This is a genomic window from Mucilaginibacter sp. 21P, from assembly GCF_019331605.1.
Taxonomy (GTDB): domain Bacteria; phylum Bacteroidota; class Bacteroidia; order Sphingobacteriales; family Sphingobacteriaceae; genus Mucilaginibacter; species Mucilaginibacter achroorhodeus.
Genome location: NZ_CP063061.1, coordinates 1,401,937 through 1,420,567, shown reverse-complemented (window position 1 = coordinate 1,420,567; position 18,631 = coordinate 1,401,937). Strand labels below are relative to the sequence as shown.

Here is an 18,631-nt window from a genome sequence, read left to right as displayed (position 1 = left end):
CCTTTAGGCTCAGTTTGTTATTTAATTTTTTATAAATTTACCAGCAAATATTTACAATTTGAAGATGAGATTACTTACCAATACTGCTTTAGTGATGTTGGGCTTAGGCTTTATGCTAAGCAGTTGCAGTAAAAAGGAGCAGTCGCAAAAAACCGGCATTACCTATAATGACAGGACAAATGGCGGGTACTTGCGTTTCAGGCAAAACCACCCTTCTCCGGGCCCTGGTCTTGTCCCTATTGAGGGTGGTACATTTGTACTTGGCGGCAGTGCCGATCAGGACATCACCTATGAGTATAACAACATCCGCCGGAGGGTAACTGTGCCTTCTTTTTACATGGATGAGACCGAGGTATCTAACCAGGATTGGCTGGATTACCTGCATTGGATAAATATTACTTTCCCTAACGATAACGAATTGTATTACAACGCCCTGCCAGATACATTGGTATGGCGCAGTCCGTTATCTTACAATGAGCCTTATGTAAGCAATTACCTGCGCCATCCTGCTTTCCAGGATTATCCTGTTGTGGGTGTAACATGGGACCAGGCACAAGAGTATTGCATATGGCGTACCGACCGTACCAACGAGAATATTTTGCGCGAGCGCGGTAACCTGGTAAGCTGGAAAGATAAAGCAAGTAAACAAGGCCAGGGCAACGCTGGAGCCGGTACCGGAGCCGACCAGCCTTTTAACACTGATATTTATTTGAACGGACAATACCGTGGCCAGGGCATAGATGGTAAGAAAATGATAACCGACCTTAACCCTAATGCTAAAGCAAATGGTACAGGCAAAAACGGACGTGCTGTACGCCCTGTGCGCATGGAAGACGGTATTGTGAAACAAGGTTACCGCCTGCCTTCTGAAGCAGAGTGGGAATATGCTGCATTATCTCTTGCAGGCAATACGCAGTTTGAGAACATCAACGATGGTAAGGTTTACCCATGGAATGGCCTTGGCGTGCGCTCACCTAAAAGCAAAACCCGCGGTTTGATCTTAGCTAACTTTAAACGTGGCAGCGGTGATAACGCCGGTGTGGGTGGCGGACTAAATGATAAAGCGGATATTACCGCACCAGTACGGTCTTACGAGCCAAATGATTTTGGTTTATATAACATGGCTGGTAACGTGAACGAGTGGGTTGCTGACACCTACCGCCAAACCTCTTTTGAGGATGTGGACGATTTTAACCCGTTCCGTGGTAATGAATTTACCAACAAACGCCTTGCCGACCCGGCAAAAGGCCTTTATGCAAAAGATAAATACGGCAGGCCGATTAAAGACGCAGCAAAATCTAACAAGAAATTGAAATACAGCGAAATGCTGGCCTTACAACAAGGCGGACAGGCTACAGCAGCTAACCAACAAGCGGGCGCTAATGGCAACGGTGCACAACCTGCTAATGGCGCAACTCCAACCAAAGACCCGCTTGCAGGCAAAGCTTACACTGCAGATAGCCGTGGCTTTAGAGATACCGTGAATACTGCCCTATATGGTACAACCACCATGGTTAACGACCATTCTAAGGTTTACAAGGGCGGATCATGGAACGATATGGCTTATTGGTTAAACCCGGCCGCCCGTCGTTTTAAAGACCAGGACGAATCCAGTGCCGAAATAGGTTTCCGCTGCGCTATGACCATGGTGGGCGCACCGGAGATACACCCTCAAGGCAAGCCACATTTACCGGTTAAAAAGGCAAAACCGTTTAAAGCGAGGTAAAGCACTTTTTAGATATCAAAAGCCGATTCAGAAATGGGATCGGCTTTTTTTATGGATTAAGGTCTGTTAAAATCTGCCTTGATGCGCTCCAGTTGTTTCAAATGATGTTGAAGGTGGATACGAATGAATTTTAACCATTGCCAGGCATTTAACATACCCATACGCGGATGTTTATTGCGCCACTGTGGTTTGGCTGTTTTAAGGGGGGCCACAATACCATCAAGTCGTTTACGTGCTTTTATGATAAGGTTTTTAGCCTCTTCCCTGGATATCTTTTTAACTGTTGCCTCCATCTCTGGCGGGGCTTTCAGTTTAAATGGCGGGAAAGTACCTGAAAGAAGCACATAATGGCCTATTAATGTTGGCCCGGATCTGGTTGGCGCGCACACGTTATGAGTACAGCGTTCCAGCGCAATGCTCGAAGCGAGTGTTGCTTTTAAAATATGGTCATAAACCTCAGCATAGCTCCAACCGCCCTTTGATGGTGTTTCGATAAAGCGATCTTCGTTTATATCTTCAAGCAAGTTGCGGTAGCTGCTCAAAGCTTCATCAATAGCGCGGCGCTCATTAACAAGGTTCATAACATTAAAGTTAACTCTTTTAAATCGTGAATTTGTACTTTAACATCTGCCGGTTTATCCAGGTGAAACGGATTGAAATAAATAGCATCCATACCAACAGCCATCGCTCCACGGATGTCGGCCTCTATACTGTCACCTATCATCACGCTTTCTTCGATTGTAGCGCCTGCTGTTTTAACCGCATGATCAAATATCCGGGGATCGGGTTTGTTAACGCCAACATCCTCAGATATGATCAGGTTTTTGAAATACCCTCCCAAATTGCAACCATCTAATTTTAGTGCCTGCGAGTCTTTAAAACCGTTTGATATTAAATGCAGCGTGTATTTATCCTGCAGATAACGCAGCGTTTCGTGCGCATGCGGGAAAAGATTGGTTTTGGTAGGGCAAAGCTTTACATAAGCATCTTCAAAATTAGCGGGAATCTTATCAGGCGCTAATCCCAACTCTAAAAAGGTGCTCTTAAAACGGGCCTCGCGTAAGGCATCCTTTGTAATTAGCCCCAGGTGATACTGTGCCCAAAGTGTGTGGTTATGGCGAGTATAAGTTTCTATAAAAACCTCGGCAGAATCAACACCAACTTCCTGTAATTCATAAGTGCCATAAAGTTCCTGCAGGGTTTCTTCAGCATTTTTATCAAAATCCCAAATGGTATGGTCAAGATCGAAGAAAATATGGCGGTAAGTTTTCATGGCAATTGTAAAACGGTGTAAAGCTAAACAAGTTTTAAAGCTTATTATCGTTGCATAGTTTTATTAGCCACTATTTACAAACAAACCCGGCAAATACTAACTTACATTATTATGCTACCATTACTCACTGCAAAACAAATTCGGGATGCCGATGCCTTTACTATAGCAAATGAACCAATAAGCTCTGTCGATCTGATGGAGCGGGCCTCTAAGGCATTTGTAGGCTGGTTTGTCAATCATTTTCAGGACAAGCAGCAAAGCATAGCTGTTTATTGCGGTACAGGTAACAACGGCGGAGATGGATTAGCCATTGCCCGTATCCTGGGTGAGCATGGCTTCAAAAATTTGACTGTGAAGGTTATCCGATTTTCTGATAAACCCAGCAATGATTTTAACACCAACCTTGAAAGACTACAAGCTACCCATATTAAAATAACAGAGATCAACAAGGGCGAGACTGATTTTAGCGAGCAAGCCGATATTATTATCGATGCTTTGCTGGGCAGTGGTTTAAATAAGCCGCTGGCGGGTGATTATAAAAATCTGGTAGAACACCTGAATAAGCTTGATACAACCGTTGTTGCCGTTGACGTGCCGACAGGGTTTTACACTGATGCGGAGATACCGAAAGAAGCCACTATTCTGAAAACGGATATAACTATTACCTTTCAACAACCCAAGATCAATTTTCTACTGCCAGAGTCGGGGCCTTACATTGACTGCTGTGAGGTGGTAAAAATTGGTTTGAGTGAAGAGTTTATCAATGCAGTTGATACGCCCTATTATTTGGTGGAGCGAGAGGATATACGGAAGATCTTAAAACCCCGCAAGCGTTTCAGCAATAAAGGAACCTATGGCCATGCCTTCATCATAGCGGGCAAGGATGAAACTATGGGTGCTGCCTTGTTAGCATCTTCGGCTTGTGCACATGCTGGTGCCGGGTTAACAACTGCTTGTATACCTCAAAGTGGCCTAATTGCCCTGAACAGTTCTATGCCAGAAGTAATGGCGCTTATTCGTAAAGACGAAGAATTGCCTGCTATAGCATGGGATAAATTTTCTGCCATAGGCATTGGGCCCGGTTTGGGGAAAAGCACCGATACGTTGCAGTTGTTAAACGACATTATTGAGCATTACAAAAAGCCGGTAGTGATAGATGCAGACGCTTTGAATGTATTGGCAGATAATAAACAATTGCTGAACGAACTGCCAACCGGTAGCATCCTTACCCCTCACATGAAAGAATTTGACCGTTTATTCGGTGAACACCAAAACTGGTGGCAACGTGTACAAAAGGCAAAAGCTAAAGCCGAAGAGCTGACGATTTATATCGCTTTAAAAAACGATTACACCATCATTGCAACGCCGGAAGGGAAATTATACTTTAATTCGACAGGAAACCCGGCTATGGCAACCGGAGGCATGGGCGATGTACTTACAGGGATTATCACAAGCCTTTTAGCGCAACATTACACGCAGGAGCAGGCGTGTTTAGCAGGCATTTACATCCACGGCAAGGCAGGTGATGAATTGGCTTTGCCCAACCGTTCAAAGGTGGTATTGCCCCAACAAGTAGCAAACCATTTGCCATCAACCATGGCAAAGTTAATTGCATAAAAAAAGCGAATGCAAGTATAGACATTCGCTTTTCAAACTATTAACTGATCTTATAAAGAACTACATACTTCTAACTAACTGTATATATGACGCGCTTCGCGGTCATTCGTTACAGTTAACAACGCGAAATATTAGAAAGTTTTATATTAAATATAATATTTAACAAAAATTTAACAAACGAAGGCCGAATTCTGATAGAATTCGGCCTTCGTTTGTTATTATTATAAGTACTTATATATTATTTTAGAACTGACCAATAACTACCATCTGGTTTAACGTAGGGTTAATACTGCCACCTTTGGGTTCAAGTGTTACTGCAAACCCCTGGGCAGAGGCAACATTCTTCATTTCTTTAACAATGGCACTATCAACAGCTGCATTGTCAAATATACCCATATCAACAGGCTTACCTTTAACCAGTGCCCACAACTGGTACTGGTGTTCGGCATCGTGTTTTGGTAACTTCACGGCATTCATGTCAACCATAACCTTTTGGGTTGATGGGTTCCATGCAAGTACCATGGAAGCCGATGGCGTTTTTGGTAATCCTTTAAGCCTTACTATGTGGTAATTAGTATCAAGGTAAAGCTTTAATTGCTCATCCTTTAAATTAACCTGATTTGCAAATTTGGTTTTATCAGCCTGCAGAACCGCCAATTGGGTATTGGATTCCTGCAGCTGGCTGTAAAGGTTCACCAATCCATAAATGCTGATAAGCAATAAAGCAACGGAGGCTGCAAAAGCATACTTGTAAAATTGTGTACGCTTAGGCATGGTTATAACATTGTCATCCTCGTACGCTATCTCATCAGTGTGTTTACGCTGTTTTGTAAATATACTATCGTCGCCGAGGTTAACCAAGGTGCTGTTAACTATTTTGTCTTTAAGATTTTCAGATGGCTCAATGGCATGTTCTTGTGCGTACATTTCCATTGACTTTTCTATTTCGGCAATTTCTGCGTTCACGGCAGGATATTTCAGGGCCATCCGCTCTACTTCAAGCCTTTCGTCCGGGGTAAGGTCCCCCAGAACATAAAGCTCCAGCACTCCTGATTCAATATATGCCTTAACGTCTTCCACTATTCATTAAAATGTTTTCTGAGCTGTTGAATAGCCATTCTCAACCGTGTTTTAATAGTACCCAATGGAATGTCGAGTTCTTCGGCAGCTTCCACATGTGTATACCCTTTAAAATAAACGAGGTCGAGGATAGATTTTTGTTCGGGTTTCAGTGTTTGTACTAAATCCCTTATACCCAACAGTTCAGGATTGTAAACCGTATTCCTTTGTTCGTCAATGAAAGTTACGTTATTTTCAAGCTCTTGGTTTTTGCCCTGGTTTCTAAAATCTTTAGATCTTACTTTATCTATCGATAAATTGCGGGCAATGTTTACCATCCAGGTAAACAAACGACCTTTTTCGGCGCTGTAACCAGAAAAAGAGTTCCAGATCTTCACAAAAGTTTCCTGCAAAATATCTTCGGCAAGCTCCTCATCAATTACAATCCGAACAATAACACCGTACAACGATGCAGAGTACATGTCATACAAAGCCTCAACAGCAATTTTCTCGCGGTTGCGCAGCGCTTGTATCAGTTCTTCTTCTGATAGTGATATTTTACGTTTTGGGCTCAAATCGCAGTAAGATAGAAAGGAAACATCACATATCAAACAAATGTTTTTCTGCATGGTAAGAAGACCTTACCAGCGGGCCGCTTTCTACGTACTTAAATCCTTTTTTCAGGCCCCATTCTTTATAGGATGCAAACTGATCAGGATGTATCCAATCAACTACCGGGTGGTGGTTGCGGGTAGGTTGCAAATATTGCCCAAGGGTAAGAATGTGAACGCCTGCTTCAAGCAGATCATCCATCGCCTCAAGTACGTCTTCTTCCTTTTCGCCAAGACCAAGCATAATGCCTGATTTTGTACGAAGACCAGCTGCAGAGATTCTGCGAAGGGCATCTAAACTACGATCGTATTTTGCCTGTATGCGAACTTCGCGGGTTAAACGGCGAACAGTTTCCAGGTTGTGTGACACTACTTCGGGGCGAACAGCTATAACACGGTCAAGGTTTTCCCATATTCCGCGAAAATCAGGAAGCAGGGTCTCAAGCGTTGTATCCGGGCTTTCGCGGCGAATTGCATTAATTGTTTCTGCCCAAATAATAGAACCGCCATCTTTAAGATCATCACGGTCTACAGAGGTAATTACACAGTGTTTAACCTGCATCAGTTTTACCGAGTTGGCAACGCGCTCAGGTTCGTTAGTATCAACAGCAAGCGGCCTTCCCGTAGCTACGGCACAAAAAGAGCAGGAACGGGTACAAATGTTACCCAATATCATGAAGGTTGCAGTGCCTGCGCCCCAGCACTCGCCCATGTTTGGGCAATTGCCGCTTTCGCAGATGGTGTGAAGTTTATGCTCATCAACCAAACCACGAACGTGCGCATATTCTTTCCCTACCGGAAGTTTTACTCTCAACCAATCCGGCTTACGTTGCGGCGGGTTTGCTGGTACTACTGGCAAATCAATCATGCTACAAAAATAGCGAAAAACGGAGTAGGTGCACCCGCAACGTGAACGAATATTACGCAGAAACGATAATATAGGCTTTATCCAGTTATGTCATTGTGAGGAGCGATAGCGACATGGCGATCTTATAGATTGATGAGCAATGATGCGTGAGGTAATTGTCGCCTATGAGATTGCCGAGCTACGCTCGCAATTGACATTATCGTATAGATGTATAAACAAAAAAAGTCCCCAGGAAAAACCCCGTGGACTTAAAAATATCTTGATTCCTGAATTTAAAATTCTTGCTTCTCTACTACGCCATTACACTCATCGCCTCATCAACGGAGATCGATCCGTGCGATTGGTCAAGGATGCATTCACCATCTTTAATAACCAGCATTTGCGGTGACTCATGATGGACTGAAAAGTCCTGAGCTATTTTGTTAGAAATATCACGATGTTGGATGAGGTCTAGAAAATATACTGGCATATCTGCCGGCAAGCTATCCCAATCCATCTCGAAACGGCGTTTAGCCATCATGCTGATAGAGCAACGGGTGCTATGTTTGAAAATAAGGCTAAAGCCTTGTTTATTCTTAATACCTTCCAGCTGATCAGCCGTTTCCAACTTTGTCCATTCCATAGCGCAAAAATAGTGTTATAATGTTTCTTATAAGTAAAAACAGTGTAAAACTACCTTAATTTTCTGACTGGTTGTGGTTACCGGTGATTAGGGTAAGAACCATAAGCAGGGCAAAGCTTATTTGAACATGAAGCCAAGCCGCCAAGCGTGAGTGCAATAATTGCGATGTAAAAAATCTTTTTCATTTATATTGGTATTTTGTACTACTTTATGTGGTAAGGGTTTTGTTTAAATCAGCCATTTTTATGGCAGTTACGGCCGCTTCATCGCCCTTGTTGCCATGTTTACCACCACTACGGTCAATCGCCTGTTGTTGATTATCAGTGGTTAACACCCCAAATATAACAGGTTTTGAGTATTTTATGGCAACGTTTGTTACTCCATTTGCAACTGCCTCACAAATAAAATCAAAATGTCTGGTTTCTCCTTGTATAACACAGCCAAGCGTGATAACAGCATCAACTTTTTTGTTTTTTAACAGTAGTTCTGCCCCTGTAGTAAGCTCAAAACTGCCCGGAACGGGGTACGAGTATATGTTCGCCGGTTTCGCTCCATATTTTACAAGGCTATCATAAGCGCCTTTATAAAGTGCATGAGTTATTTCTGCATTCCATTCTGCTACAACAATGCCGAAGCTAAAGTTCTCTGCTGATGGTATTTCACTCGCGGTTGAAAAATCGGAAAGGTTTTTTAATTGGGTAGCCATGTTATTTATGCAATTGTGCTAAATATAAATGTTGTAAACAAATAATGCCTGCTTGCGGCAGGCATTATTAATATTATGATCTCAGCGTGAAATTATTTTGCTTCAACGCGGCCAATGTAAGCATCAATGCTTTGAGCTTCGGCGCTTTCAGGATAATCTGATTTTATTTTTTTGTAAGCTTCAGCAGCGGCAGCTTTGTCTTTTTTAGCTTCGTAAACCAAGCCTAACTTTTTAAGATAAAGCGGGCTTAAGAATTTGTTTGAAGCTTTGTCTGCAGCTTTTTTAAAGTAGGTTTCTGCCTTATCGTAATCTTTTAATTCAACGTAGGCATCACCTGTAGCACCAAGTGCCTCTGCAGAAACCATGTTATCATCACCATGGAAATTGCTTAAATTTTCAATAGCCTGGCGGTATTCGCCTTTGTTAAGATATGCGGTACCCAGGTAAAAATAAGCAAGGTTAGCAGTTTTGGTGTTGCTGTAATCAGCAATGATCTTTTTAAAACCAGGATAACCTGCATCGCCGTTAATGGCCTTATCCCATTCCTTGTTAGCCCAAAAATCTTGTGCTACGTGCATTTGGTTCGCCGCTTTACCTTCACGCGGGGCCAGGTAAAGTTTAAGATAAGCCACATAAATAACAATCATTACAACAATTGCTGCTGCAATAAATAACAAGCTTTTTTGGTTTTCCTGAACAAAACTTCCGCCCTTTACAACACGTGCTTTCTCTGCTTCAGTTTTAGTTTTTACCTCCGTTGCTGACATCTGTATTTTAAAATTAAGTTTGCAAAAATACGGTTTTCAAACCTTTTAGCAAATTAAAGTTTTGCCGATTTCAGATGCGCAAATTTCAGGCGTGCAGATATTTGAGATGACGTATGGATGCAATGGCTACGAAAACTTTTCTTCCATCATTTTTTCCAAGGCAAACATCTCATCACGCAGCTTGGCCGCCAGCAGGAAATCCATGTTCTTGGCTGCGGCAACCATGTCTTTACGGGTGTTCTCGATAGATTTTTTCAGATCGGCTTTGGTCATGTACTGCACTATAGGGTCTGCAGCAAGCGTTGCCACTTCCGTCTCTACATATGCCTGTTGCACACCACCTTTAAAGTCCACAACAGAGGTTTGCTCCATTATTTCCGATTTGGTTTTGCCTACCGTTTTAGGGATTATTCCATGTTCTTCGTTATATTTAATTTGCTTTTCGCGGCGGCGATTTGTCTCCTCAATTGTGATCTGCATCGATTCGGTAATAGTATCGGCATACATAATTACCCTTCCGCGATCGTTCCTGGCCGCCCGGCCTATCGTTTGTATCAACGAACGCTCGGAACGTAAAAAACCTTCTTTATCAGCATCTAAAATGGCTACCAAAGACACTTCGGGTAAATCAAGCCCCTCACGCAGAAGATTGATACCAATTAGTACATCAAACTCGCCCAAACGCAGTCCACGCAATATCTCTACACGCTGCAAGGTTTTTACCTCTGAGTGGATGTAACGGCATTTTATGCCTAACCTATCCATGTACTTAGCCAGTTCTTCGGCCATGCGCTTGGTCAGGGTGGTCACCAATACGCGGTCGCCGGCTTTGATAGTTTTATCAACCTCGTCCAGCAGATCATCCACCTGGTTAATTACCGGGCGGATATCAATAACAGGGTCAAGCAATCCGGTAGGGCGTATAACTTGTTCTATTACCACCCCTTCAGATTTTTCCAGTTCAAAATCGCCGGGGGTTGCGCTTACATAAATAGTTTGCGGTGCCAAACGTTCAAACTCCTGAAAGTTTAACGGGCGATTATCCATAGCCGCCGGTAAACGGAAACCATACTCAACCAATGATATCTTCCGAGACCTGTCGCCACCATACATAGCCCTGATCTGTGGCACAGTAACGTGGCTTTCATCGATCACCATCAGGTAATCATCGGGGAAGTAATCCAGCAAGCAGAATGGGCGCATGCCTGGCTGCCTGCCATCAAAAAAACGTGAATAATTTTCTATACCACTACAATACCCTAACTCGCGTATCATCTCCAGGTCGTAATTAACCCTTTCCTCAAGGCGTTTGGCCTCGATGAAACGCTGGTCATCTATAAATTGCTTTTTGCGCACTTCCAGCTCTTCCTGTATAGCCCAAACAGATTGCTGAAAACGATCTCGCGGGGCAACGTAAAGATTTGCCGGATAAACCACCATGTGCGTGGTTTTCTCAATGGTTTTGCCGGTAGTAATATCAAAGCTGCTTAACTCTTCAATATCGTCACCAAAGAAAGAAACGCGGTAAGCGTAATCCAGGTAAGGCGGGAAAATATCTACGGTATCACCTTTAACCCTGAAGGTTCCGCGTTTGAAATCTGCAGTGGTGCGGGCATACAATATCTCAACCAAACGGTGCAAAAACGCATTACGACTTACGCGGGTGCCTACTGCAAATTTAAATACAGAAGCGGCAAAGTCTTCCGGGTTCCCCATACCATAGATGCAGGATATAGATGAGACTACAATAACATCCCTGCGACCACTCATTAATGCTGATGTTGTACGCAGGCGGAGTTTTTCTATTTCCTCATTTATCTGGAGATCTTTCTCTATATAAGTATTAGACGAAGGTATAAACGCCTCCGGCTGATAATAATCATAATAAGATACAAAGTAGTTCACCGCATTCTCCGGAAAGAACTGCTTAAATTCTCCGTAAAGCTGTGCCGCCAAAGTTTTGTTATGGCTTAATATCAGCGTTGGCTTTTGCGTTTGCTCAATTACGTTTGCGATAGTAAAAGTTTTACCTGAGCCCGTAACACCGAGCAGGGTTTGAAACTGATCGCCGTTGTTTACGCCATCAACCAGTTGGCGGATAGCTTCTGGCTGGTCGCCGGAAGGTACATATTGAGAGGTTATTTTAAAATCCATGCGTTAAACAAAAATACGTATAAACGTTTAGTTAATTAATGACCGGCAATATCAGTTAACGATTTTGACCGTGCAATGTTCGACATTGTAGTGCAAAGGAAAGGCGGGTTAGTGACAAGGGTATGTCAAGAGTAAAAAGCCCACGCATTATTTTACTCACCCCGACATCACTACGCTCGTCGACCCTCTCTTCGCTGCGCGAAAAGATGGTGAAGCGAAAAACAAAATCCCTCTTTTCGAAGCAAAGAGGGGCTGGGGTGAGTCCATAAGTTAGCAAAGCTTTCCTGAAATCATTATCTTTAACCATGCCAACAACACAGCCATTCGTTCTTAACAAAACCAATAGTATTGCCAATCAATTTTTAGCAGAGCTTAGGGATGCGAACATTCAACAGGATAAATTCCGCTTTAGACAAAATCAAGAACGATTAGGTGGCATATTAGCTTATGAAATAAGTAAAACACTTGACTACATCGAGCAGGAAGTACAAACCCCTTTAGGCATTGCGCCGGTAAATATGCTGGTAGATGCGCCGGTGATAGGCACCATTATGCGCGCCGGCCTACCTTTTCACCAAGGATTTATCAATTTCTTTGATCGTTCGCCGTCGGCATTTATAACGGCTTTCAGAAAAGTAAAAAAGAGCGGATCGTTCACCATTCAGCTCAATCACATATCCAGCCCTGATCTCACCGGAAAAACGCTGATCTTATGTGATACCATGTTGGCAACCGGGCAAAGTATGGTTATTGTTTGTAAAGAACTGATGGCGCTTTATGATATTAAGCAGTTGCATATCGCCTGCATTATTGCCAGCACAGAAGGTATTGCCCATGTACGCGCTAACCTACCTAAAGCTAAGATTTGCACCTGTGCCGTAGATGATGAAATGACCAGTAAAGCTTACATTGTTCCCGGTTTAGGTGATGCCGGTGACCTGGCGTTTGGGGAGAAGGCGTAAACCTACTTTATCCCCATTTCCTTTTTCAAAAACTTACCTGTAAAACTATCTTTTACTTTGCAAAGGCCTTCGGGGGTGCCGCTGAAAAGGATCTTGCCGCCGCCTGCACCACCTTCGGGACCAACATCTATTACGTGGTCTACTACCTTTATTACATCAAGGTTGTGCTCTATCACCAGTACCGTGTTGCCTTTATCAACCAGTTGCTGCAATACGCCAAGTAACACGTTAATATCCTCAAAGTGCAAACCTGTTGTTGGTTCATCCAAAATGTAAAAAGTGTTACCGGTATCTTTTTTAGAAAGCTCGGTAGCTAATTTTACACGCTGAGCTTCACCGCCTGATAGGGTTGTTGAGGCCTGGCCGAGTGTAATGTACCCTAAACCCACATCATTTAAAGTTTTCACCTTACGGTAGATAGATGGAATGTGTTCAAAAAATGGCGTAGCATCTTCAATGCTCATATCCAGCACATCGCTAATGGATTTGCCGCGGTAACGCACTTCCAAAGTTTCGCGGTTATAACGGCGGCCCTGGCATTCTTCGCATGGAACCTGTACATCCGGCAAAAAGTTCATTTCTATCACTTTCATACCCGCACCCTGGCATGTTTCGCAACGGCCACCCTTTACGTTGAAAGAGAAACGCCCGGGTTTGTAACCCCGTATGCGCGACTCCGGCAGGGCCACAAATAAATTCCTAATATCAGAGAACACACCGGTATAAGTAGCCGGGTTTGAACGCGGCGTACGGCCAATAGGCGTCTGATCTATCTCGATAACTTTATCAATGTTTTCCAGCCCCTCTATCTTATCATAAGGCAGCGGATGTTTCTTAGCACGGAAAAAGTGGTGGTTAAGGATAGGATATAAAGTCTCGATGATCAAACTCGATTTACCCGAGCCCGATACACCTGTTACCCCTATCAATTTACCCAATGGGAAATCAACCGAAACTTTTTTGAGGTTATGCCCGGTTGCTTTTTTTAGGCTTAGGACTTTACCATTCCCTTCCCGGCGTTTTTTTGGGATGGCAATTTCTTTTTTGCCGTTAATGTATGATGTGGTGAGTGTAGTAGCGTTCATTAGTTGAGCGGGCGTGCCTTGTGCAACAACAGTCCCCCCGTGCACACCTGCCGCCGGCCCCATATCAATCACGTGGTCAGCCTCCAGTATCATGTCCTTATCGTGCTCAACCACTAGTACGGTATTACCCAGATCGCGCAGGTTTTTTAAGGCGTTGATCAAACGCTCGTTATCACGCTGATGAAGGCCGATACTTGGCTCGTCCAAAATATACATTACATTCATCAACTGTGAGCCTATCTGCGTAGCCAGCCTGATACGCTGCGCTTCGCCGCCTGATAGCGTTTTGGCTGTACGGTCAAGCGTCAAGTAGCTCAAACCTACATCAAGCAGGAAGCCTATACGAGCGCGGATCTCTTTTAATATTTCTTTGGCAATAACGTTCTGGCGTTCATTAAGGCGATCTTCCAAACCGGTGAACCAGGCATCAAGCGTGGTGATATCCATGCATGCCAGTTCAAAAATATTCTTCTCATCAACCTTAAAATGCAGCGATTCTTTCTTTAAACGGGCGCCATTACAAACCGGGCAAGTACGCAATACACGATAGTTTTCCATATCGTCCATGCCCTCATCGCCGCGGCGTTCCTGTTGCTCTTCCAGCATACGGATGATACCATCAAACGTGATCTGATAGCTTTGAACATTCCACTTATTGTACTCAACGGCAACGGTTATCATATCTGGCGTGCCGTTCAATATGATATCCAATTGGTCGCGTGTTAACTTTTCTATCGGGGTAGATAACGAGAACTCATATTTTTTAGCCAATGATTTTAAAACCTGGAAGATCCACGTTTCGCGGTACTCACCAATAGGTGCCAAACCACCGTTAATGATGCTCAGTTTGGGATTAGGTATAACCGAAGCTTCGTCTACTTCAAAAATATATCCCAAGCCATTACACTTTTCACAAGCACCATAAGGCGAGTTGAATGAAAAGGTATTCGGCTGTGGCTCATCGTAAGAGATGCCCGATACCGGGTCCATTAGGTATTTACTAAAGTAAGCAACGTTATTGTCCTTATCAGCAATACGAATAATTCCCTTAGCAGTTTTTAAGGCTGATTGTACCGAAGTGAACAGTCGTTTGCTATCTGCTTCGCTAACCATCAGTCGGTCCACTACAATATCAATATCATGGATCTTATAACGGTCGAGCTGCATTTTGGGCTCAACGTCCATTATCTGGCCGTCAACATAAACCTTTAGATAACCTTGCTTGCGGATCTGCTCAAACAATTCGCGATAATGTCCTTTACGAGCCTTTACTACTGGCGCCAGGATGTTTACCGGCTGTCCATCAAATTTTTCAGAAATGGTTTTAAGTATCTGATCTTCACTCATGCGCTCCATCTTTTCGCCGGTGGTGTAGCTGTAGGCATCACCTGCGCGGGCAAAAAGCAAACGCATAAAATCGTATATCTCGGTAATGGTACCTACTGTTGAGCGGGGGTTTTTGCTGGTGGTTTTTTGCTCAATAGCAATAACCGGACTAAGGCCTGATACTTTGTCAACGTCCGGGCGCTCCATACCGCCCATAAACTGGCGTGAGTAAGCCGAAAATGTTTCCATATAACGGCGCTGGCCCTCAGCGTAAATGGTATCAAAGGCCAACGATGACTTTCCGCTGCCACTAAGGCCGGTAATTACAACCAGCTTGTTGCGCGGAAAAGAAACATCGATATTTTTTAGATTATGTACCCGGGCACCATAAACCTCAACCTCACTTTGCTCGCCCAGATCTATTATTTTTTCGTTCATATATCTTTAAGGAAACATTGTAAATGCGGCTTAGTTTTAGGCTATAAGCGCATTGCTAAAAATTTTCGCAAATATACGTAAAACTGTCGGGCTTTCATAGGGTTAACCAAGTCACCATCTTCATAATTACATTTACATTAAACGATACATTCAAACGCATCTAACTATGTTAGTTAAATAAATTATAGCTTTACCTTGTTTACATATCCAAGCGATTTATGGCGATAAAACCGGCATAAACGCTGTAAATAAGATTATCAAATAATTAAGTAAAAATCAAGCGTTTGTAAAAAGCTTAAAGGGTTTTCTTATCCCGCAAATTAACTGTATCTTTGCGCAAAATTTATAAGGCGGCATTTCATGCAAAAAATCAGAAATATTGCGATCATCGCACACGTTGACCACGGTAAAACCACTTTGGTTGACAAAATTTTACATAGCTGCGCCATTTTCCGCGACAACCAGGAAACAGGCGAGCTTATCCTTGACAACAACGACCTTGAGCGCGAGCGCGGTATCACTATCGTGTCTAAAAACGTATCGGTACGTTACAAGGATGTGAAGATAAACATTATTGATACCCCGGGCCACGCCGACTTTGGTGGCGAGGTTGAGCGCGTGTTGAAAATGGCAGATGGCGTATTGCTTCTTTGTGATGCTTTTGAAGGCGCCATGCCGCAAACGCGTTTTGTAACGCAAAAAGCATTGGCTTTAGGCCTTAAACCAATAGTGGTTGTAAATAAAGTTGATAAAGAAAACTGCCGCCCCGAAGAGGTTTACGAACAGATATTTGAATTGTTCTTTAACCTTGAAGCTACCGAAGAGCAACTGGATTTCCCGGTTATCTACGGTTCATCAAAACAAGGTTGGATGAGCACCGACTATAAAAAACCAACGCAGGATATTTTCCCATTGATGGATGCTATCCTGGAGAACATCCCTCCGGCTCCTATTGAAGAAGGTACATTGCAAATGCAGATCACGTCATTAGATTATTCATCTTTCGTTGGTCGTATTGCAATTGGCCGTGTTGCTCGTGGTACGGTTAAAGAAAACCAACCGGTATCTTTGGTAAAACGCGACGGTACTATTCAAAAAACACGTATTAAAGAGCTTTATACTTTTGAAGGTTTGGGTAAAGTTAGGGCTACTTCAGTTAGCTCGGGCGATATCTGTGCCGTTGTTGGTATTGATGGTTTTGACATTGGCGATACAATTGCCGATTTTGATAAACCGGAGCAATTAGAGGTTATCAAAATTGATGAGCCTACTATGAACATGCTGTTCACCATCAACACTTCACCATTCTTTGGTAAAGAGGGTAAATTTGTAACATCGCGCCACCTACGCGATCGTTTGTACAAAGAGATGGAGAAAAACCTGGCACTTAAGGTTGTTGAAACCGAGTCGCCGGATTCATACCTGGTGTACGGTCGTGGTATCCTTCACTTGTCGGTACTTATCGAGACCATGCGTCGTGAAGGTTATGAGTTACAGGTAGGCCAGCCACAGGTTATCGTTAAAGAAATTGACGGTGTTAAATGTGAGCCGGTTGAGACCTTGATAGTTGACGTTCCGGGTGATGTTGCCGGTAAGGTAATTGAACTGGTTACACAACGTAAAGGTGACCTATTGGTAATGGAGCCAAAAGGCGACCTACAACACTTGGAGTTTAACATCCCTGCACGTGGTATTATTGGTTTACGTAACAACGTATTAACTGCTACAGGTGGCGAGGCTATTATGGCACACCGCTTTAAAGCATACGAGCCCTGGAAAGGTCAGATTCCTGGTCGTTTGAACGGTGTATTGGTATCTATGGATACAGGTAAAACCACAGCTTTCGCTATCGATAAATTACAGGATCGTGGTCGTTTCCACGTAGATCCGGGTGTTGATGTTTACGAAGGCCAGGTTTTAGGCGAGCACATTCGCGATAACGATTTGGTTATTAACCTAACCAAAGGCAAGCAGTTAACCAACATGCGTGCATCTGGTAGCGATACCAACGTACGTATTGCACCTGCAATTAAATTCTCGTTAGAAGAATCTATGGAGTATATCCAGGCTGATGAATACATTGAGGTAACCCCGCAAAGCATTCGCTTACGTAAGATATACCTTAATGAGAACGAGCGCAAAATAAACGCTAAAAGGTTTGTAAGCCAATAATTAGAGGTTATAGGTTAATCTTTTAACATTAAATAATTTAAAGGCATCCGTTATGGATGCCTTTTTTATTAGGGTTTTAATTCTGAGTCTTAAAATAAAAGAAGAATCAATATCTATATATTAATAAACCTTACATATGAAAAGATTTTTCCTTATCCTACTTTACATTATTCCGGTAATGTTCAGCGGTTGTGTAAAAAATGCTGAGATACAACCGGATGCTATCACATTAAATTACACAGATCTCACTTTACAAGTTGGCAGCGGTAAACAGTTGCTTGCATCTAAGTACGACGCTACACAGATCATCTGGACATCATCAGATAATACGGTTGCTTCTATAGACGAAAAAGGTGTAATAGTAGCTTTGAAAGAAGGCACAACCACCATGACCGCCAAAAGCAAACAACACAACATTACAGCCATTTGCCAGGTTAAGGTTATACCAATGGTTATAGAAGGTAAAGACATCGGCATAGGCGCTGATGGATCTGTATTTATCATTGGTACAGATAGTACATCCGCAGGAAGTGGGTACAGCATTTCGAAATTGGTAAACAATAAACTTACTAAACTCCCTGATTGCGGAGCTGTAAGAGTGGCTGTTACACCTGACGGAACACCTTGGGTGATTAATAAGGATCACAAAGTGCTAAAATATAGCGGAACGGCCTGGATAGAACAGCCGGGTACAGCTACTGACATTGCTATTGGTGCTAACGGTGCCATTTTTGCGATTGGTAATATTGAAACATCCCCAACCGGTGGCAATAATATTATGAGCTGGACCGGCTCAAATTGGGAAAATAAGCCCGACTGTGCCGGTACCAGGATAGCGGTAGCGCCAGACGGTATCCCTTGGGTTGTAAATAAATCAAACATCGTTTACCGTTATGGTGGCACTTATTTGTGGGAGCCTTTCAATAACATATTAGCCTCAGATATTGGTATAGGGGCCAACGGTTCTGTATTTGTTGTTGGAAAACTAACAAGTTCCGCAGCATCAGGTATTTTTAAATTTGATAGCTATTACAGGTGGCAGGACCTTAATTTACCTGGTGGGACAAATATTGCAGTTACCCCCGATGGAAAGGCGTGGTGGTTAGACGCGACCAATGTGTTGCATAAACAGCAGTAGTTAATAAGATATTGATGATAGGAGATAAGTTTTAATCGCGGGACTAAACATTAAATCTAAAATTCAAAAGGTATCGTTTCTAAGGGTACCTTTTTTTGTGAAATCTA

General features: G+C 43.1%; 15 protein-coding genes. 5 read left to right on the top strand and 10 right to left on the bottom strand.

What is annotated here, in order from left to right; translation table 11 throughout:
- Positions 1-64: 64 nt before the first annotated feature.
- On the top strand, positions 65-1,726 hold the full coding sequence (locus INP83_RS06275) for an SUMF1/EgtB/PvdO family nonheme iron enzyme (protein ID WP_219126732.1): 1,662 nt from the start codon (positions 65-67) through the stop codon (positions 1,724-1,726).
- Between the two features lie 56 nt (positions 1,727-1,782).
- Here INP83_RS06275 and INP83_RS06270 read toward each other — a convergent pair whose 3' ends face one another.
- Together INP83_RS06270 and INP83_RS06265 are read right to left on the bottom strand one after the other, a co-directional pair.
- The gene (locus tag INP83_RS06270) at positions 1,783-2,307 is read right to left on the bottom strand and encodes a DinB family protein (protein ID WP_219126731.1); all 525 of its coding nucleotides are present in this window, start codon (positions 2,305-2,307) and stop codon (positions 1,783-1,785) included.
- Complete coding sequence (locus INP83_RS06265; RefSeq protein WP_219126730.1) at positions 2,304-2,999, bottom strand: YjjG family noncanonical pyrimidine nucleotidase; 696 nt, start codon at positions 2,997-2,999, stop codon at positions 2,304-2,306. The genes INP83_RS06270 and INP83_RS06265 overlap by 4 nt, the downstream gene beginning before the upstream one ends.
- Positions 3,000-3,110: 111 nt before the next feature.
- Between INP83_RS06265 and INP83_RS06260 the strand changes: the two genes are divergently transcribed.
- On the top strand, positions 3,111-4,616 hold the full coding sequence (locus INP83_RS06260) for an NAD(P)H-hydrate dehydratase (RefSeq protein ID WP_219126729.1): 1,506 nt from the start codon (positions 3,111-3,113) through the stop codon (positions 4,614-4,616).
- Between the two features lie 243 nt (positions 4,617-4,859).
- On the opposite strand, the gene INP83_RS06255 is transcribed toward INP83_RS06260, so the two are convergent.
- The 7 genes from INP83_RS06255 to uvrB form a co-directional block, all read right to left on the bottom strand.
- Positions 4,860-5,696, bottom strand: a complete 837-nt coding sequence (locus tag INP83_RS06255; RefSeq protein ID WP_219126728.1) for an anti-sigma factor domain-containing protein — start codon at positions 5,694-5,696, stop codon at positions 4,860-4,862.
- Positions 5,696-6,250, bottom strand: coding sequence for an RNA polymerase sigma factor (locus INP83_RS06250; RefSeq protein WP_146269007.1), 555 nt, complete (start codon positions 6,248-6,250; stop codon positions 5,696-5,698). The genes INP83_RS06255 and INP83_RS06250 overlap by 1 nt, the downstream gene beginning before the upstream one ends.
- Before the next feature lie 25 nt (positions 6,251-6,275).
- A complete protein-coding gene (gene lipA / locus INP83_RS06245) occupies positions 6,276-7,154 on the bottom strand; it encodes a lipoyl synthase (RefSeq protein ID WP_219126727.1) in 879 nt (292 codons plus the stop codon).
- A gap of 292 nt (positions 7,155-7,446) precedes the next feature.
- Positions 7,447-7,776 (bottom strand): bacillithiol system redox-active protein YtxJ, encoded by a 330-nt coding sequence (ytxJ, locus tag INP83_RS06240; RefSeq protein WP_146269009.1) that lies wholly within the window; start codon positions 7,774-7,776, stop codon positions 7,447-7,449.
- 208 nt (positions 7,777-7,984) lie between these two features.
- Positions 7,985-8,482: a 6,7-dimethyl-8-ribityllumazine synthase gene (ribH, locus tag INP83_RS06235; protein WP_219126726.1), complete on the bottom strand. Its 498-nt coding sequence runs from the start codon at positions 8,480-8,482 to the stop codon at positions 7,985-7,987.
- 92 nt (positions 8,483-8,574) lie between these two features.
- Positions 8,575-9,249, bottom strand: a complete 675-nt coding sequence (locus INP83_RS06230; protein WP_146269011.1) for a tol-pal system YbgF family protein — start codon at positions 9,247-9,249, stop codon at positions 8,575-8,577.
- Between the two features lie 126 nt (positions 9,250-9,375).
- Positions 9,376-11,403 (bottom strand): excinuclease ABC subunit UvrB, encoded by a 2,028-nt coding sequence (gene uvrB / locus INP83_RS06225; protein WP_146269012.1) that lies wholly within the window; start codon positions 11,401-11,403, stop codon positions 9,376-9,378.
- A 305-nt stretch (positions 11,404-11,708) separates the two neighbouring features.
- Here uvrB and upp point away from each other — a divergent pair, with 305 nt between their 5' ends.
- Entirely contained in the window at positions 11,709-12,365 is a 657-nt protein-coding gene (gene upp / locus INP83_RS06220; protein WP_219126725.1) for a uracil phosphoribosyltransferase, read from the top strand.
- A 2-nt stretch (positions 12,366-12,367) separates the two neighbouring features.
- On the opposite strand, the gene uvrA is transcribed toward upp, so the two are convergent.
- Positions 12,368-15,214: an excinuclease ABC subunit UvrA gene (gene uvrA / locus INP83_RS06215; RefSeq protein WP_219126724.1), complete on the bottom strand. Its 2,847-nt coding sequence runs from the start codon at positions 15,212-15,214 to the stop codon at positions 12,368-12,370.
- Positions 15,215-15,574: 360 nt separating this feature from the next.
- Between uvrA and typA the strand changes: the two genes are divergently transcribed.
- The gene (gene typA / locus INP83_RS06210) at positions 15,575-17,386 is read left to right on the top strand and encodes a translational GTPase TypA (RefSeq protein WP_146269015.1); all 1,812 of its coding nucleotides are present in this window, start codon (positions 15,575-15,577) and stop codon (positions 17,384-17,386) included.
- Positions 17,387-17,522: 136 nt separating this feature from the next.
- Positions 17,523-18,524: an Ig-like domain-containing protein gene (locus INP83_RS06205; protein ID WP_219126723.1), complete on the top strand. Its 1,002-nt coding sequence runs from the start codon at positions 17,523-17,525 to the stop codon at positions 18,522-18,524.
- The last annotated feature ends 107 nt before the right edge of the window (positions 18,525-18,631 follow it).

Bases quoted from the DNA above. Each gene is read 5' to 3' on its own strand.
- lipA (WP_219126727.1), bottom strand. From the start codon at position 7,154: ATGATTGATTTGCCAGTAGTACCAGCAAACCCGCCGCAACGTAAGCCG.
- typA (WP_146269015.1), top strand. From the start codon at position 15,575: ATGCAAAAAATCAGAAATATTGCGATCATCGCACACGTTGACCACGGT.
- ribH (WP_219126726.1), bottom strand. From the start codon at position 8,482: ATGGCTACCCAATTAAAAAACCTTTCCGATTTTTCAACCGCGAGTGAA.
- upp (WP_219126725.1), top strand. From the start codon at position 11,709: ATGCCAACAACACAGCCATTCGTTCTTAACAAAACCAATAGTATTGCC.
- INP83_RS06260 (WP_219126729.1), top strand. From the start codon at position 3,111: ATGCTACCATTACTCACTGCAAAACAAATTCGGGATGCCGATGCCTTT.
- INP83_RS06205 (WP_219126723.1), top strand. From the start codon at position 17,523: ATGAAAAGATTTTTCCTTATCCTACTTTACATTATTCCGGTAATGTTC.
- INP83_RS06275 (WP_219126732.1), top strand. From the start codon at position 65: ATGAGATTACTTACCAATACTGCTTTAGTGATGTTGGGCTTAGGCTTT.
- INP83_RS06230 (WP_146269011.1), bottom strand. From the start codon at position 9,249: ATGTCAGCAACGGAGGTAAAAACTAAAACTGAAGCAGAGAAAGCACGT.
- INP83_RS06265 (WP_219126730.1), bottom strand. From the start codon at position 2,999: ATGAAAACTTACCGCCATATTTTCTTCGATCTTGACCATACCATTTGG.
- uvrA (WP_219126724.1), bottom strand. From the start codon at position 15,214: ATGAACGAAAAAATAATAGATCTGGGCGAGCAAAGTGAGGTTGAGGTT.
- uvrB (WP_146269012.1), bottom strand. From the start codon at position 11,403: ATGGATTTTAAAATAACCTCTCAATATGTACCTTCCGGCGACCAGCCA.
- INP83_RS06270 (WP_219126731.1), bottom strand. From the start codon at position 2,307: ATGAACCTTGTTAATGAGCGCCGCGCTATTGATGAAGCTTTGAGCAGC.
- ytxJ (WP_146269009.1), bottom strand. From the start codon at position 7,776: ATGGAATGGACAAAGTTGGAAACGGCTGATCAGCTGGAAGGTATTAAG.